The following is a 13,928-nucleotide window of genomic DNA, read 5'->3' as shown; positions in this document are numbered from 1 at the left end:
ATGAGAAAATCAAGTTTTTTAATTTTAATAAGTTTTGCTTTTATTATTGTATTTTCTTGCGATAAGAAAGCAAAGAGTCAAGATGAACAAACTATTCTAAAAGGTAAAGCAACAATTCTTGTAGACGAGACATTACTTCCAGTAATCGAAGACCAAGTAGATGTTTTTGAAAATCAATATAACGCTTCAATTACATTGGTTGGTAAATCTGAGTCAGAAATTGTACAGCTATTGTCTAAAAATAAGCAGCAATTAGCTATTTTGTCTAGAGAATTAACAAAAAATGAATCAGAAATTTTCGAAATAAAAAAGATTAAGCCTAGAGTTACCCGATTAGCAACAGATGCTATTGCATTTATTTCACACAAAAATAACAATGATACACTTATCGATTTAGAGAAAGTAATTACTTTTGTGCAAGGAAAAAACCAAAATAATTTTAAAGGATTGGTTTTTGATAATCCAAACTCTAGTACAGTTCGTTACATAAAAGAATTAGCAAAAATTAATGTATTGCCTAAAGATAAAATATTTTCTTTTCAAACCAATAATGAAGTGATCCAATTTGTTTCGAAAAATGAAGGTATGATAGGAGTTGTTGGGGTAAATTGGCTGTCACAGCCAACGCCTAAAATGCAAGAGATCGTAAATGAAGTTAAGGTATTAAGTGTTAAGTCTTTACATGGTAAAGATTTTGTAAAACCAAGTCAAGACAATATAGCAAGTGGATTGTATCCGCTTACTCGCGAAATAAAAATGTTAAATTATCAGCCATTCTCAGGTTTAGGCATGGGTTTTGCTTCATTTGTAGCAGGAGAAATAGGACAACGTATTATTCTAAAATCAGGGCTTGTTCCAGTTAGAATTCCAAATAGAAATATTATAATCCGAAAAGAAATAAACAACAAGAAATAATTAATACAAATTAAAATGAATAAAGTTAAATTTTTCAGTATTGCATTAGTAGCATTTGGGTTTTCTACTTACGCACAAGAAATTGAGTTAGCTAAAAAAGCTATTGATGCTGAACAGTACGAAAAAGCAAAATCTATTTTAAAATCAGCTTTAAATGCAAAACCGGATAATGGTAAAATAGATTTTTTATTAGGAAATGTTTATTTGCAACAAAGTCAACAAGATTCTGCAAAAATATTTTTTGAAAAAGGATTAACAACAAAAGAAGGGGCAAGTTTTAACTATATAGGACTAGGTCAAATAGATTTAAATAATGGAAATGCTACGGCAGCACAATTTAATTTTGATCAAGCTACAAAGGATATAAAGAAAAAAGATATTGAACAGTATATTTATATTGGAAAAGCGTTTACATATGCAGAAAAACCAGATTATAAAAATGCAATTTTAAATATTACAAAAGCAAAAACTATAAATCCCAACGATGCTCAAATGCAAATGGCTTTAGGTGATGCTTATTATTTAGATAGAAATCAAAATGAAGCATACAAAGCATACAGCAATGCTCTTGATGCTGACCCAACATTGATTCGTGCAAAAATGCAATTAGGAGTTTTGCTAAAAGGAGCAAAAGCATTTGCGGAAGCAAAATCTGCATTTGACGGAGTAGTGGCAACAAATCCAAACTTTGGTCCAGTATATCGTGAATTAGCCGAAACTTATTTTCAATGGGGAACAAATGATAAATCTAAATATACAGAATATACTTCAAAAGCTTTAGCATATTATGAAAAATATATGAGCTTAACAGATTATTCTTTGGCTTCACGTTTTCGTCATGCAGAATTTTTAATTGTAGCAAAAGATTACGTTGCTTTAGAAAAGGAAGCAAACGAAATGAAAAAATTAGATAAAGTAAATCCAAGAATTTTACGTTATTTAGGTTATGCTTCTTATGAAAACGGAAATACAGATAATGCAATTAAAGTTTTAACTGACTATACAACAAATCCCGCAAACAAAGTTATAGGTAGAGATTACTTATATTTAGGACTAGCTCAATTGAAAAATGCAACGCCAACGCCGACAACACCTGAAGCTAAACCAGTTATAAATGATGCTTTGTTTCAAATTGCCGTGGCTAATCTTCGTAAGGCTGTAGATTTAGATAAACCGATGGCAAATGATTTGAATGATATTGGTAAAAAATATTTTGACCAAAAATTATATAAATATGCAGCGGCTATATATGAAGTAGCAACATCAAACCCAAATTCTAAAAATTATTTATATGATAATTTCTATTTAGGATATGCTCTATATTTCGAAAATTCTGATAAAGATGCAGCCAAAATGGATATTGTAGCATTAAAAAAGGCAGACAAAGCATTCGATAATGTATCAATAGCTTCTCCAACTACACAAGATGCATATATATACAGAGCTAGAGTGAACAGTTTGTTAGACAAAGATCCAATTGCACAAGAACAAATGGCAAAAAGTTACGAAGAATATATAAAAGCGGTAACAGCAAAAGGAGATGTTGAGCTTGCAAAACCAGCAAATAAAACAAAATTTGTAGAAGCATATCAAAATCTTGCTTTACATTATAAGAAAGATAAAGTAAAAGCAAATGATTATTTAGCAAAAGCATTAGTAATCGAACCAACAAATGCTGATTTATTAAACTTGCAGAAAGCACTAAAATAAAATTTAAAATCTTTTAAAAACCGTCTTGTTATAATAAATAAGGCGGTTTTTTTATGATTAAATTTGCTCTAAATCTTAGTAAAAGATATTCTTACTATCATTTTTAACTTGTCATTGCAAGTTTGACAGACAATTTTTTCTGGTAGCGATATTTAATCTGTCAGGAATACCTGAGATTTTATTTTTTTATCGGGAATTTAAACTCTTCAATAAATAATCAAATATCCGAAAACACTATCTTTGCAAACTATTTAATATACAATGCTCACAAAAGAAATACAAATTGCCGTCGAAAAAGGAGAAATGCTTCCGCTTATGGAAGAATTCTATACTATACAAGGAGAAGGATATCATACAGGAACAGCAGCCTATTTTATACGAATTGGAGGTTGTGATGTAGGCTGTCATTGGTGTGATGTGAAAGAAAGTTGGAATGCGGCACTACATCCACCAACAAAAACAGATCTTATTGTCGAGAATGCAAAAAATCATGCAAAAACTATTGTTGTAACGGGAGGAGAGCCGCTTACTTGGGATATGACAGTTTTAACTCAAAAATTAAAAGCAGCAAACCTTCAAGTACATATTGAAACTTCTGGAGCATATCCAGTAACAGGTAGTTGGGATTGGTTTTGTCTTTCACCAAAAAAAAATAAATTACCAGTAGATGATGCTTATGCAATTGCACATGAATTAAAAGTAATTATTTATAACAAACATGATTTTATTTTTGCAGAAGAACAAGCTGCAAAAATAAATAAGAACGCTATTCTTTTTCTTCAACCAGAATGGAGTAAAAAGGAGGAAATGACACCGCTTATTGTTGATTATGTAATGAATAACCCAAAGTGGAGAGTATCTCTGCAAACACACAAATATTTGAATATACCTTAAGAAAGTTATTCATCTATAAAAATAGCATTTCAACGATTTTATTTTTTTGTTATAAGCAATAGTTTTACTTTTGTAAAGTTTTAATAATCAAAATATTAAAACTTATTTTCGTCCCAAATAAAAGTAACTTATTGCACATGTTTGGAATTTGTTTAAAATAAAATTTAACCAAAAATACCACACAATTATGAAAAAATATCTGCTAATAATCATAGCTATGTTTGCAACACAATTTATTTTTGCGCAAGCATCTTTAAATGCTATAAAAAGTCTTCCTATAAATTATGAAGATGCCGAAGTAAAACCTGAATTTCCAGGAGGATATAATGAGTTTATGAAATTTATCGCAAAAAATTTTAAAACTCCAGAAGTAGAAGGGCTTTCAGGAGTTGTTAGAGTCAGTTTTGTAGTTGAAACTACCGGTAAAATTTCTGAAATAAAAATACTAAAAGATATTGGTTCGGGAGCTGGTGAAGAAGCAGTTAGAGTTGTTTCAAAATCACCAAATTGGTCGCCTGGCGAGCAAGACGGAAAACCAGTAAGAGTTACTTTTCAATTACCGATTACTATTAAAGGTTATTAATTCTAGAATCTTTAGTCTATAAAAAACTCATTTAGCAAGAATGTTAAATGAGTTTTTTATTTACCTGCTTATCAGTTAGTTATATTTTAATTGTGGTAAAAACAAATATTTTTTTATTTTATTTACGTAGGAATAATTATACATATATTTTGTATTCATGTATTTCATCGATTTTATTTTGCACTTAACCGATACTTATATATTATTGTATAGAAATTACTTGCCCCGGTAATATTTGTTAATTGATTTAAATAATAAATTATGAGAAAATTTTTGATTTTATTTGTTTGTACTTTTTGTACAAACTTATTATCGTCTCAAACATCTACGAGGCTAGTAAGTGAAACACCTGTACTTTATGAAACAGTGCAAACGAAACCCGTTTTTCCAGGAGGAATACAAGAGTTCATGAGGTTTGTAATGAAAAATTATCAAGCACCAAGTACCGAAGAGGAGGAAGTTGCAACTGGTACTCTTGAAGTAAGTATAGTTATTGGTGTTGATGGTAACATAAGTAAAATAGAGATTATAAAAGAAGTTGGGAATGCAGGAAAAGAAGTGAAAAGAGTTTTAGCTAAATGTCCTAAGTGGACACCAGGAAGCCAAAATGGAGTAAATGTCCCAGTAGTTTATAATTTTCCTGTAAAAATTCAATAGTGAAATCTTAAATAAGTTTAAATCCCATCTGATATTGCAGATGGGATTTTTTTATTTATATTAGATTCAAAATAAAAATAATGAAGTCACAATTTCTACTCGACAAGAATATCACTTTTTTAAATCATGGTTCATTTGGAGCATGTCCGAAACCAATTTTTGAAGAATTTCAACGATTTCAATTAGAATTAGAAAGAGAGCCTGTACAGTTTATCCAGAAAAAGCAAATAGGATATTTAAAAACCGCTAGAGAAAGTTTAGCAAAATATGTGGGTTGCGAAGCCCAAGATCTCTATTTTACACCAAATCCAACATTTGCAATTAATACAATTATGCATAGTTTAAATTTGAAAGAGGATGATGAAATTCTAACTACCAATCATGAATATGGAGCTATGGATAGAACTTGGCATTTTTATTGTAAAAAATCTGGCGCTAAATATGTTAGACAAGAAATTTCTCTTCCAATTATATCTAAAGATCAAATCCTTGAAGAGTTTTGGAAAGGATATTCTTCTAAAACTAAAATTATTTTTATAAATCAAATGTCAAGTGCAACAGCTTTACTATTTCCAGTAAAAGAAATTTGCGATAAAGCTCAAGAATTAGGACTAATAACAATTGTAGATGGAGCACATATTCCAGGTCATATAGATTTAAATATTCAAGAATTAAATCCAGATTATTATACTGGAACTTTGCATAAATGGATGTTAGCCCCAAAAGGAAGTTCGTTTTTATATGTAAAAAAAGAATTTCAAAATGATTTACATCCGCTAGTAGTGAGTTGGGGTTATGAAAGTCTATTTCCTGGTGAAAGTCAGTTTTTAGATTATCATGAAAACCAAGGAACTCGTGATGTATCTGTTTTTGTTTGTACTCCTAGTGTGATTAATTTTTTAGAGAAAAACAAATGGAAACAAAAATCAGAAGAATGCAAACAAATTGTTCTAGATAATTATCAGCGATTTTGTGATTTATTAGGAACAAATCCTATTTGTCCTATTACTTCTGAATTTCTTGGACAAATGGCAAGTGTTCCTTTAAAAACAAATAATCCGCAAGGTTTAAAAGATTTATTATATGATAAATATAAAATTCAAATTCCCGTGATGCCTCTTAATGGAGATATTTATATCAGATATTCTATAAATGCTTACAACTCGCAAGAAGATTTGGATGTTTTGTATAGTGCATTGGAAGATATTATAAAAACTACGAATTTGATTGAAGTGTAAACTTGATAATAGCCCCGATTATAGTGGAAATCCTTTTGCTTTTTTCTTTAAAAAGCAAAAGATTGCAACGGAAAGCGGGATTAGCTCCTAAAAAAGTCTCGCCAAATAATCAAAATGTTCACCTTCCATAACCAATTCGCATTTTAAACCATTTGAATTCGCTGCGTTTTGAAGTGTATTGTAATCTAAATACAACCAAGGAAATGTATCTTCGGTTTCTCTTTTATATTGAACTGTAAAAGTAAGCTCCCCATAATAACCATCGGCAGGAATAAGGTAACTTCCATCTTCATCTTCGTCGAACATATAAATAATATCCGAAGAGTCTATTAAGATTTGACCATTTGGGTTTAATAAGCATTTTAGTTTCTGAAGATATTTGGTTGTTTCCTTTAATGTTCCAAAAATTCCAGTTCCGTTCATTAATAATATAATGGTATCGAATTTTTCGTTTTCAATATCCAAAATATTGGCAACACGAGCATTTTTTAAACCACGAAGTTGGCAAGCTTCAATTGCTTTTTCGGAAATATCTATTGAAGTAACGGTAAGATTTCGTTCGTTTTGTAATGATAAAGAATGACTTCCTGCGCCACAACCCACATCCAGAACCTTCCCTTTTGCTAATTGCAAGGCTTTTTGTTCCAACTTGGGCATTTCGGCGTAAGACCGAAACAAATAGACAACACTCATTTCGTCAGCCTCAGAAATAGAAGTTTCGGTAATAAGGTCTTCTGGTGAATTATTTGTTTGGTAATCGAGTATGGCTTTTCCGAAAAGATCTAACATTTTGTTTAAAGTTTAGGGTTGGATGTTTAAAGTTGTTTAAATTTGCACCATCAACTTTAAACTTTAAAATTGAAACAAATTTTACAACAACTTCCTAAAGAAGCCAAAGATAAGCATATCGAAAACAAAAAGTATTTTGTAAAGCTAAAAAATAAGCCGCCCAAAAACTTAGATTATGTGATGCAAGATTTGCATGATGCCGAATTTAAGAAAACAAATTGTTTAGATTGTGCTAATTGTTGTAAAACAACTGGGCCACTTTTTACTAGTGCCGACATTGAACGTATTTCGAAACATTTGCGTCAGAAACCACAACAGTTTATCGACCAGTATTTAAGAATGGATGAAGACCAAGATTATGTTTTGCAAACCGTTCCTTGCAATTTTCTAGACCAAGACAATTCTTGTTTTATATATGATGTTCGCCCAAAAGCTTGTCGAGAATTTCCGCATACAGATAGAAAAAAGTTTAATCAAATTACAGATTTAACCCTGAAAAATGTTGCGATTTGTCCTGCGGCATTTAATATTGTAGAAAAAATGAAATTGAAAATGCCTTTGTAATACTTTATGAAACAAATTTTATTCTTTTTAAGAAAATTAGGAAATTATAAATTAGAGGTTATAAATAGTAAAATTGAGTTAAGAAGAGCTCAAATTTTCAATTTTTCAATTCTTGCTGAATGTGTTGTTCTTTTTTTTAACAGCGTAAGACACTTTTTAAAAGGCAGCTATAATAGTGCTTTGATTATAGGATTATCTATATTGTTTCTGCTTTTTTTATATGCAATAAAATCTATAAAAAGAACAACGAAATATGTAATACTCATTAGTTTGGGTTTAATTATTCCATTTATATTTATACACTATGTTGATAAGTCAAAAGATATTATCCAAGTATATTTAGTTACATTAATTGCTACTGGACTTTTTTTAAAGGGTAAACAATTTTATGTAATGTTTTATGCCACAATACTAGTTTACTACTTTACTTTTTTCAATTTAGGATACCAAAAAATATACAATCCTTTGGGAGTACTAACTTTTATTGGGTTAACATTAATGATGCGATTGTTTATTAAAGATGCTAAAAAAAATGAAACTATAATTGACAAACAAGTTGAAGAATTAAAAGAAATAGACACTTTAAAAGCACATCTTTTTGCCAATATTTCTCATGAGATTAGAACGCCATTAACCTTGATATTAGGGGCAAATGAAAATTTAGAAATGGCTAAAGCACCAAAAAAATATACAGATAGTATAAAAAACAATTCTAATAGACTGTTAGAATTAGTTAATCAGATATTAGAATTATCTAAAATAGAAAACAAACAACGCATTGTTGAAGTTTCAGAAATCGATTTTAGAACATTTATAATAGACCAAATGTTAAGTTTTTCTAGTTTATCAGATTCAAAAAAAATAAAATTTCAAAATAAAATAGACTCAAGATTACAAATAGTTTTTTTAGATATTGATGCTGTTGCTAAAATTATTTCAAATTTATTGGGAAATGCCTTTAAATTTTCTTCTGTTGGGGATAGCGTTTTTTTTGAAGCATTATCATCAAAAGATTATTTGCAACTAAAAATAACAGATACAGGAAAAGGGATTTCAGAAGAAGAATTGCCTTATATTTTTAATCAATATTATTATTCTAACGTTGAATTGGAAGCCAGTTCAGGAATTGGTTTAGCACTAGTTAATGAACTTGTAAAAGCGATTGGAGGAACTGTTGAAGTTACTAGTAAAAAAAATGTAGGCAGTTGTTTTATAGTTAACTTACCAATAACTATTCAAAGTTTAGAGAAGAATAAGGTAGATTTTGTACTTATCCAAAATTCAAAAGACAATTTAAAAGTACAAATGAATGCCATTGAAGTTGTTGAAGAATATTGTTTAGATGAAGAAATTGATGCTAAAAAAAATAAAAAAGTAGTATTACTAGTTGAAGACAATGATGAATTAAGAGAATATATTAAAGAAGTAGTTGCAAAAGAATATGATGTTATTGAAGCAATAAATGGAAAAATAGGAATTGAAAAAGCAATTGAGTTTAAACCTGATGTCATTATAAGTGATATTATGATGCCAAAAGTGGATGGATTAGAATTACTACAACAACTCAAAAAAGACATCAGGACATCACACATTCCAATTATTGTTTTGACAGCCAAGGCAAATGAAGAAGATAAATTAAAAGGATTAGAATACAAAGCCGACGATTATTTAACCAAACCATTCAATCAAACGGAGTTGTTATTGCGGTTAAAAAATAGAATTTCGGCACAAAGTAAAATGCAAAAACAAATAGAAGTTTTTTCAATTCAAAATTTAAAAAGTGCAGGATTAGTTTCTGCTGAAGATAAATTCTTGCAATCGATAAAACAACATATTGAGAAACATTTGCTTGATGATTCATTTGGTGCAGATGAATTAGCCAAAGAAATTGGTTTGAGTAAAAGTCAGTTGCTACGAAAAATAAGAGTACTTGTTAATGTATCAACCAGTATTTATATACGTAACATTAGATTGGAATTTGCCAAAGAAAAACTCATCAATAAAACAGCAACCATTGCTGAAATTGCTTATCAAACAGGTTTTAGTTCCTCCAATTATTTTAGCAAATGTTTTAAAGAATATACTAATCTGACTCCCAAAGAATTTATTGAAAATTCATAAAACATTGATTGTCAATTTCTTAAAATTAATCAATGCTTGATTAATATACTTTTTTGCGCATTGAGTACACTTTTATCATATGATTTATAAGTAATTTCGCTAAAATTTTTTAACGAATACGATTATGTTTAAGAAGATAAATTATTTAAACTGCGTTTTATTACTACTGTTAAGTTCCCCCATTTTTGTCACAGCACAAGTTGGAATAGGAAACACCAATCCACAAGGTGCACTAGACATTACAACTGATACTGCAACAAATCCAACAAATGCTGATGGGTTGTTAATTCCGAGAGTTGCACTTTCTGCAACAACAATTGAAACTGTAATTACACCAACAGAATCAGAGATGGTATATAACATAGCAACAATAAACGATGTAACACCGGGATATTATTATTGGAATGCTACGAAATGGATTAGATTAACTACAAGTGAAGAAAAAGACAAATGGAGCTTAACTGGTAATTTAGCAACTAATCCTACAGTAAATTTTATTGGAACAATTGACGCAACTGATTTTGTTACACGTACCAACAATTTAGAACGGATGAGAATATTATCCAATGGAAATGTAGGAATAGGAATAGGAATACCAGACGCAAACATGGATGTTTTAGGCACAATTAAATCAACTTTAAATTATGGTAATTTTAGAACTTATAATTGGACTCCAGGTGGTGATAGTTCTATTTTACTAGGAGGTTTTAATGGTACTGGAGGTTATAAACCCCAAATGCGCTGGACATACAATACTACCTCTAATTTTTTTGATGAAGGGTTGAATGGAAATGGGAACTTTGCAATTCAAGTAAATGACATCGATGGATTAGTTTTAGACACTAATAGAAATATAGGTATTGGCACTTCAATACCTACAGAAAAATTAGAAGTTAATGGTAAAACAAAAACCACTAGTTTTCAAATGACCAATGGTGCAGCGGCAGGTTATGTATTGCAATCAGATGCAAGTGGTAACGCTTCTTGGACATCACCACTTTTAAATACATATTCAGCTACTTCTATAATAGCTAGTCCTTTAACTCAAAATGTTACTGGGTCATTAATTTATAGTCAAAATAGCGGATTCCCTGTATTTCCTGAAAACTTGCCAGATGGTTTTACTTGTACAATAGTAAATTATTCAATTTTCCCAAATGTTTCAAATACATTAACAACAGCTAAGTTTATTACAACAACAACCGGCATGAGTGGGGCAAGTAGTTTTATAATGGCACCAGGGGAAACGGTAAATGTTTATGTAATAACAAATACAGCAACATTAGAAAAAAATTATTTTATCAAATAAATAAAATACAATCTTTAAACTCATTTTACACTTGTTTTGAAGCAGTAAAGATTTAAATTATCATAAATTTAGTTCGTAGAAAATAATATTCGTACGATAATGGTATAAGTTGAAGTATTCGATTTCTTGAGACGTTGAAACAAAAACTTTAATCGATTTTCTTTCTTAGGAGATTAGTTAGGGATTAGATTTAATAAATCAAATACTTCTTCCTCATTTCCTTAAAAGATTTCAATCCGCTTTCCCAAGATTTTCTAATTTCAGCTTCTGAAACTCCAGCTTCAATTTGCTGTTGTAATTTCCTTGTTCCAGCTAATTTTGTAAAAAAAAGATTGAAAAACTTCGATTTGTCCGAAGTAGTTTTATAAGCTTTAATGAGCCATTTTAACTCCAATTGTTTTACTTTGGCAACAGCCGATAAATCTTCCCCATAACATTCAATATTTTTATATACTGGTTCTTTTGCTCCAAAATTCGGAATAGGAGTAAAGCTAAAACCATTTATCGGTAAATAAGGTGAACCATAAACTTGAAATTGTTTTTCGGTTCCTCGACCCACACTTATATTAGTTCCTTCAAAAAAACACAAACTGGCATATAAATTTATAGCTTGGTCGTTTGGTAAATTGGGTGATGGTTTTACGGGTAGACTATAAGTCATTTCTCGTTTGTAATTCAAACAAGGTATAACAGTTAGTTTGCATTGAATTCCGTTTTTGAGCCATTTTTCACCATTTATCATTTTACCATATTCGCCAATAGTCATCCCGTGTAATGTTGGAATAGGATGCATTCCTACGAAGCTGGTAAATTCTTTTTCAAGAATAGGTCCGTCAACAATAATTCCGTTGGGATTGGGTCTGTCTAAAATGATGAGTTGAATATTATTTTCGGCACAAGCCTCCATAATATAATGTAATGATGATATATAGGTATAAAATCTTGCACCAACATCTTGTAAATCGAAAATCATAATATCAATTCCTGCTAATTGTTCGGGTTTGGGTTTTTTGTTATCACCATAAAGAGAAATAATAGGCAAGCCAGTTTTAGTGTCCTTTCCGTCAATGATATGTTCGCCAGCATCGGCAGTGCCACGAAAACCATGTTCTGGAGCAAATATTTTTTGAACTAATATTTTGTTCTCTATTAAAAAATCGACAATAGATAGAGTTTTGTATTCAATGTCTTCGCCTTCATATTTACCATTAACATCCACAACTTGTGCAATTGATTTAATAAGTTTAATTTCTCCCGTTTGATTGGTTACAATGCTAACTCTTTTGTCTTTCAATGAAGGAAGGTATGCAGATGAATTATCGGCTCCGGTCAATATTTTTGTGTTCATCATTTGATTTGGATTGTTTGTCGAAACGATATCAACTTTCAACTTTTTACTTTCAACTTTTGATTTGTTAGTACTTCCACAAGAAAAAACAATCATCAAAAGGAATAAAACTGTATTTTTGAACATAAATTTATAAATTATAATCGTTTGAATTTAGAATATTTTATAGCAAATCGACTTATTACTTCTAAAAACAATAAAAGTAGTATATCTGCGCCAATAATAAAAATTGCAATAACTGCTATTGCTATAGGTATGATTATGATGATTGTTTCTATCGCGACTGGAACAGGGCTACAACAAAAAATACGCCAAAAAGTAGCTGCCTTTAACGGACACATACTTATTTCAAATTTTGATGACAATCAATCTCAAGTTAGTTTGTCACCAATATCGACTAATCAGGATTTTTATCCCAAATTCACTTCTGTCGAAGGAATACAACATATTCAGGCCGTAGCAAGTAAAGCAGGGATTATTAGAACCGAAAAAGCTTTTGAAGGAATAGTTTTCAAAGGAGTAGGAAAAGAATATCGTTGGGAAAATCTGACAGAATATTTAGTACAAGGTAGGATTCCAAACTTAAAAGCGGAACTAAACTCCGAAATTCTTATATCGGAATATTTAGCAAACAGATTGCAACTAAAACTTGGAGACAAATGCAATACTTTCTTTATGAAAGAAAGCGGTAATCACATGCCAAATTTGCGAGTTTTTACTATTGTTGGAATTTATAACTCAGGATTCCAAGAATTCGATGCAACCTATATAATAGGAGACATTCGACACATTCAGCGAATCAACAAATGGAAACCAACCGAAGTAGGTGCTTTTGAAGTATTTATAAATGATTTTGATAAAATTGAAGAAAAAGGAGCCGAAGTGTACAACAATTCACAAAATAAAACCGATCCTTCAAAAACCTTAGATACCCAAACCATAGTTCAAAAATACTATTACATATTCGAATGGCTTAAATTATTTGATTTTAATATTATAGTCATACTTGTTATCATGATAGTAGTTTCTACTATTAATATGGTTGTAGCATTATTAGTTTTAGTTCTCGAAAGGACACAAATGGTTGGAATACTAAAATCGTTGGGAGCAAATAACTGGACAGTTCGTAAAATATTTCTTTATAATGCAGCACATTTAATTATAAAAGGGCTCTTGTGGGGAAATATAATAGGAATAGGGTTATTACTTGTTCAAAAATATACAGGTATTATAAAGCTTAACCCAGAAAATTATTATGTTAACCAAGCCCCTGTCAATATAAATTTATGGTCAATCTTGTTGTTAAATCTAGGAACAATTACAATATGTCTACTAGTTTTGCTAATTCCTTCCTATATAATAACAAAAATTTCTCCAGTAAAAGCCATTAAATTTAGTTAAAGACATCGGTTGGGGATAGTCAAAGTATGGCGTATCCCTCCCGAAAAGGTCGGGTCAGGCTATTCGTTTCAATCTTTTTATCGGTGAAAAACCTCAAAAAAGGATTTCCACTGCTATCCTTTACGCTAATTAACAATCAATTAAGTTAAAATCTTTATAATCCGATTCAGAAAGTATTATTATGAGACATATAGTATAAGGACATACTCTTCATTTCCTTAATATGGCTTATATGACTCTAAAGCCCTTAGAATGTTCTACTGTTTGTTGATTTTTCAATAAATTCAAAAAAACTTTCAATTCTAACTTCCATAAAACCAAATGACTAGAAAATACTTTTAAAAAAGATTCAAAAAGGACTTGTGAGATTGAAAAGAAGTGTTACTTTTGCACCCGCAT

At 30.2% G+C, this 13,928-nt stretch carries 12 protein-coding genes; 10 read left to right on the top strand and 2 right to left on the bottom strand.

What is annotated here, in order from left to right; genetic code table 11:
* From ACKVOV_RS09705 to ACKVOV_RS09680, 6 genes are all read left to right on the top strand, one after another.
* Entirely contained in the window at positions 1-915 is a 915-nt protein-coding gene (locus tag ACKVOV_RS09705; RefSeq protein ID WP_409206560.1) for a PstS family phosphate ABC transporter substrate-binding protein, read from the top strand.
* Positions 916-930: 15 nt separating this feature from the next.
* Positions 931-2,625: a tetratricopeptide repeat protein gene (locus tag ACKVOV_RS09700; protein ID WP_409206559.1), complete on the top strand. Its 1,695-nt coding sequence runs from the start codon at positions 931-933 to the stop codon at positions 2,623-2,625.
* A 261-nt stretch (positions 2,626-2,886) separates the two neighbouring features.
* The gene (locus ACKVOV_RS09695; RefSeq protein WP_409206558.1) at positions 2,887-3,519 is read left to right on the top strand and encodes a 7-carboxy-7-deazaguanine synthase QueE; all 633 of its coding nucleotides are present in this window, start codon (positions 2,887-2,889) and stop codon (positions 3,517-3,519) included.
* A 187-nt stretch (positions 3,520-3,706) separates the two neighbouring features.
* Positions 3,707-4,102, top strand: a complete 396-nt coding sequence (locus tag ACKVOV_RS09690) for an energy transducer TonB (RefSeq protein ID WP_409206557.1) — start codon at positions 3,707-3,709, stop codon at positions 4,100-4,102.
* A gap of 261 nt (positions 4,103-4,363) precedes the next feature.
* On the top strand, positions 4,364-4,759 hold the full coding sequence (locus tag ACKVOV_RS09685; RefSeq protein WP_409206556.1) for an energy transducer TonB: 396 nt from the start codon (positions 4,364-4,366) through the stop codon (positions 4,757-4,759).
* An 80-nt stretch (positions 4,760-4,839) separates the two neighbouring features.
* Positions 4,840-5,997: an aminotransferase class V-fold PLP-dependent enzyme gene (locus tag ACKVOV_RS09680; protein ID WP_409206555.1), complete on the top strand. Its 1,158-nt coding sequence runs from the start codon at positions 4,840-4,842 to the stop codon at positions 5,995-5,997.
* Between the two features lie 87 nt (positions 5,998-6,084).
* Here ACKVOV_RS09680 and ACKVOV_RS09675 read toward each other — a convergent pair whose 3' ends face one another.
* Positions 6,085-6,786, bottom strand: coding sequence for a class I SAM-dependent methyltransferase (locus ACKVOV_RS09675; protein WP_409206554.1), 702 nt, complete (start codon positions 6,784-6,786; stop codon positions 6,085-6,087).
* Positions 6,787-6,855: 69 nt separating this feature from the next.
* Here ACKVOV_RS09675 and ACKVOV_RS09670 point away from each other — a divergent pair, with 69 nt between their 5' ends.
* The 3 genes from ACKVOV_RS09670 to ACKVOV_RS09660 all read left to right on the top strand — a co-directional run bounded on the left by ACKVOV_RS09670 (position 6,856) and on the right by ACKVOV_RS09660 (position 10,780).
* Positions 6,856-7,350 carry a YkgJ family cysteine cluster protein gene (locus ACKVOV_RS09670; RefSeq protein ID WP_395057408.1) on the top strand — a complete coding sequence of 165 codons (495 nt, stop codon included), beginning with the start codon at positions 6,856-6,858 and terminating at the stop codon, positions 7,348-7,350.
* A 6-nt stretch (positions 7,351-7,356) separates the two neighbouring features.
* On the top strand, positions 7,357-9,471 hold the full coding sequence (locus ACKVOV_RS09665; RefSeq protein WP_409206553.1) for a response regulator: 2,115 nt from the start codon (positions 7,357-7,359) through the stop codon (positions 9,469-9,471).
* A 124-nt stretch (positions 9,472-9,595) separates the two neighbouring features.
* Positions 9,596-10,780 carry a hypothetical protein gene (locus ACKVOV_RS09660; RefSeq protein ID WP_409206552.1) on the top strand — a complete coding sequence of 395 codons (1,185 nt, stop codon included), beginning with the start codon at positions 9,596-9,598 and terminating at the stop codon, positions 10,778-10,780.
* A 190-nt stretch (positions 10,781-10,970) separates the two neighbouring features.
* Here ACKVOV_RS09660 and ACKVOV_RS09655 read toward each other — a convergent pair whose 3' ends face one another.
* A complete protein-coding gene (locus ACKVOV_RS09655) occupies positions 10,971-12,254 on the bottom strand; it encodes an exo-beta-N-acetylmuramidase NamZ domain-containing protein (RefSeq protein WP_409206551.1) in 1,284 nt (427 codons plus the stop codon).
* A 21-nt stretch (positions 12,255-12,275) separates the two neighbouring features.
* Here ACKVOV_RS09655 and ACKVOV_RS09650 point away from each other — a divergent pair, with 21 nt between their 5' ends.
* Positions 12,276-13,529 carry an ABC transporter permease gene (locus ACKVOV_RS09650; RefSeq protein WP_409206550.1) on the top strand — a complete coding sequence of 418 codons (1,254 nt, stop codon included), beginning with the start codon at positions 12,276-12,278 and terminating at the stop codon, positions 13,527-13,529.
* The last annotated feature ends 399 nt before the right edge of the window (positions 13,530-13,928 follow it).

Source organism: Flavobacterium sp. (assembly GCF_046153165.1).
Lineage (GTDB): Bacteria > Bacteroidota > Bacteroidia > Flavobacteriales > Flavobacteriaceae > Flavobacterium.
This window is presented reverse-complemented; position numbering and strand designations above follow the sequence as displayed.

Coding starts and splice junctions, on each gene's coding strand:
- ACKVOV_RS09705 (WP_409206560.1), top strand. CDS start 1: ATGAGAAAATCAAGTTTTTTAATTTTAATAAGTTTTGCTTTTATTATT.
- ACKVOV_RS09700 (WP_409206559.1), top strand. CDS start 931: ATGAATAAAGTTAAATTTTTCAGTATTGCATTAGTAGCATTTGGGTTT.
- ACKVOV_RS09695 (WP_409206558.1), top strand. CDS start 2,887: ATGCTCACAAAAGAAATACAAATTGCCGTCGAAAAAGGAGAAATGCTT.
- ACKVOV_RS09690 (WP_409206557.1), top strand. CDS start 3,707: ATGAAAAAATATCTGCTAATAATCATAGCTATGTTTGCAACACAATTT.
- ACKVOV_RS09685 (WP_409206556.1), top strand. CDS start 4,364: ATGAGAAAATTTTTGATTTTATTTGTTTGTACTTTTTGTACAAACTTA.
- ACKVOV_RS09680 (WP_409206555.1), top strand. CDS start 4,840: ATGAAGTCACAATTTCTACTCGACAAGAATATCACTTTTTTAAATCAT.
- ACKVOV_RS09675 (WP_409206554.1), bottom strand. CDS start 6,786: ATGTTAGATCTTTTCGGAAAAGCCATACTCGATTACCAAACAAATAAT.
- ACKVOV_RS09665 (WP_409206553.1), top strand. CDS start 7,357: ATGAAACAAATTTTATTCTTTTTAAGAAAATTAGGAAATTATAAATTA.
- ACKVOV_RS09660 (WP_409206552.1), top strand. CDS start 9,596: ATGTTTAAGAAGATAAATTATTTAAACTGCGTTTTATTACTACTGTTA.
- ACKVOV_RS09655 (WP_409206551.1), bottom strand. CDS start 12,254: ATGTTCAAAAATACAGTTTTATTCCTTTTGATGATTGTTTTTTCTTGT.